General features: G+C 31.6%; 3 protein-coding genes. All 3 read left to right on the top strand.

Going from position 1 to position 2,716, the window contains the following annotated elements:
• The coding region (locus B0A64_RS24530; RefSeq protein WP_089482067.1) for a DUF4494 family protein at nucleotides 1-393 on the top strand (393 nt) is incomplete at its 5' end.
• Nucleotides 394-579: 186 nt separating this feature from the next.
• Nucleotides 580-2,106 carry an ArnT family glycosyltransferase gene (locus tag B0A64_RS24525; protein WP_089482066.1) on the top strand — a complete coding sequence of 509 codons (1,527 nt, stop codon included), beginning with the start codon at nucleotides 580-582 and terminating at the stop codon, nucleotides 2,104-2,106.
• 3 nt (nucleotides 2,107-2,109) lie between these two features.
• Nucleotides 2,110-2,634 (top strand): DUF4269 domain-containing protein, encoded by a 525-nt coding sequence (locus B0A64_RS24520; RefSeq protein WP_089482065.1) that lies wholly within the window; start codon nucleotides 2,110-2,112, stop codon nucleotides 2,632-2,634.
• Nucleotides 2,635-2,716: the final 82 nt, after the last annotated feature.

Genomic DNA, 2,716 nt, shown 5'->3' with positions numbered 1-2,716 from the left:
AGTGAAGAATTTAAAATCACAAATATAAAAGTGGCTAATTATGCTGAGATACATCCTTTTGAAAATGCCGATCGCTGGTTTAAATCAAAAGTTTCGTTGATGGCTTATGACGAAGAAAGTGGTAAAGAACGAAAATCGAATATGTATTTGTTAGTACAGGCAAATGATGTAAGAGAAGCTTATGACAATACACTTCATGTAATGCAAAGCACGATGGGAGAATATTCTATTCCGGCTGTTTCTGAATCTCCAATTATGGATGTTTTTCCTTATTTTAGTGGTGAAGAAGGAGAAACGGAACAATTGGAAAGATTCAATGCCTTAAAAGCTTCTAAACCTGCACAAGCAGAAGTAGAAACGATTGATCACATGGAATTTGAAACTACAGAATAAGTTCCTGGAACAAAAAATAAACAGAAAAGCTTTAGAGAAATCTAAGGCTTTTTTTTTAGTTTCTATCTTTAGAATAATAAGCTGTCTTGTTCAGTATTCGAAATAAATTATATATTAGCTATACTATTTAAGAACTACAACACAGCAGGTTGGTTCTTGATATTAACCAACCAACTAAAATCTCTCATGACCAAAAAAACCATTATCTTACTTGGATTTATTGTTTTAAAATTTGTTTTACAATATATCCTAATAAGTCCCGAATATGATTTGCAACGCGACGAATATCTGCATCTTGATCAGGCACATCATCTGGCTTGGGGTTATTTATCTGTTCCTCCGGTAACTTCCTGGATTTCTTATAGTATCTTTTTGCTTGGCAATTCGGTTTTCTGGATAAAGTTCTTCCCTGCCCTTTTTGGTGCCTTGACACTTTTGGTTGTCTGGAAAACTATCGGGATCTTAAAAGGCAATTTGTATGCCTTGGTTCTGGGCGCTACCTGCATTTTGTTTTCGTCATTATTACGAATCAATATGCTGTATCAACCAAACTCATTAGATGTACTGTGCTGGACTACATTTTACTATATTATAATTCAGTACATTTTGACCAAAAAAACGAAATGGTTTTATATTGGTGCTATCTTATTTGCATTTGGATTTTTGAACAAATACAATATTCTTTTTCTACTTATTGGACTTATACCGGCTCTTTTGCTCTCGAATCAAAGAAGGCTTTTAGCACAGAAAAATCTTTATGTAGCACTACTTTTAGGATTATTATTAGTATTACCTAATCTTTTATGGCAATACAACAATCAGTTCCCGATTGTACACCACATGAAGGAATTATCAAAAACACAATTGGTAAATGTTGATCGTCTGGGATTTTTAAAAGAGCAAATCTTATTTTTTGTTGGTTCTTTTTTTGTTATTCTTGCCGCCTTATATGCTTTACTATTCTATAAACCTTTCGAAAAATTTAAACTCTTTTTTGCTTCTCTAATTTTTACTCTTATTATTTTTATCTATTTCAAAGCCAAAGCTTATTATGCCATTGGTATATATCCTGTTTATATTGCTTTTGGTGCTGCTTATCTTTCTCAAGTTTTAAATACGGGCTGGAAACGTTATCTAAAACCCGTTTTCATCATTATTCCGCTATTGTTTTTTATCCCGATGTACAATCTTGTCTTCCCCAATAAAAGCCCGGAATATATTACGAAAAATCCAGAAAAATATAAAAAACTGGGAATGTTACGTTGGGAAGATGGAAAAGAGCATCAATTACCACAAGATTTTGCAGATATGCTGGGTTGGAAAGAACTGGCCCGAAAAACAGATTCTGTTTATGCAACGCTTTCAAATCAAGACAAAACACTCGTTTTGTGCGACAATTACGGACAAGCGGGAGCCATAAATTATTATACTAAAAAAGGAATCAAAGCGGTTTCTTTTAATGCCGATTATGTCAATTGGTTTGATCTAAATATTACCTACAAAAACCTTATCAGGGTAAAGGATTATGAGCAAGAAAGTAATGAATTAAAAGAGACAGGCCCTTACTTTAATAGCGCTGAAATTTCAGGTAAAATTACCAATCAATATGCCCGTGAATATGGAACCACAATCTTTGTTTTTACTGGTGCAAAAGTCAATATCAATAAAAGAATTGAGAGCGAAATAAAATCGACAAAAGACTATAGCAAATAAAAAATGACCGACTTTACTTCTATCGAATATTTAAAAACCGGAAACCAAAAACAGGTTCACGCTTTTGAAGTTTTGTCTCAAAATAAGGTTTTAATCAATTTAGCTCAATTTGATCCAATTCTCGTTGGTACAATCCCAATTAATATTGATATCAAAAACAGTGATCTTGATATTATCTGTTACTGGAAAAACAAACCCAATTTTATAGCAAAACTGAATACTCTTTTTGGGAATCAAAATGAATTTCGAATTAAAGAAACACCTATTGATAATCAGGAAACTGTTATTACTAAGTTTAAAATAAACGATTTTGAAATTGAAATTTTCGGTCAGAACATTCCAACCAAAAATCAAAATGGCTATAAACACATGATTATAGAATATGAAATTCTAAAAACAAAAGGAGAAAACTTTAGATTAGAAATCATCAAACTCAAACAAAACGGATACAAAACAGAACCTGCTTTTGCCTTTTTATTAGGTTTAAATGGAGATTCTTATTCTGAATTATTGAAATATCAAATTTAACTCTTCCACATAAAAGACATAATCATCTTGTTATTAGGTAATTACAAATAAAAAAAGTTCTTTTAAAAATAATTCTAAAAAA

The organism is Flavobacterium araucananum, assembly GCF_002222055.1.
In the GTDB taxonomy this organism is placed as follows: domain Bacteria; phylum Bacteroidota; class Bacteroidia; order Flavobacteriales; family Flavobacteriaceae; genus Flavobacterium; species Flavobacterium araucananum.
Note: the sequence above shows the minus strand (reverse complement) of the source record. Positions and strands in the feature narration are given on the sequence as shown.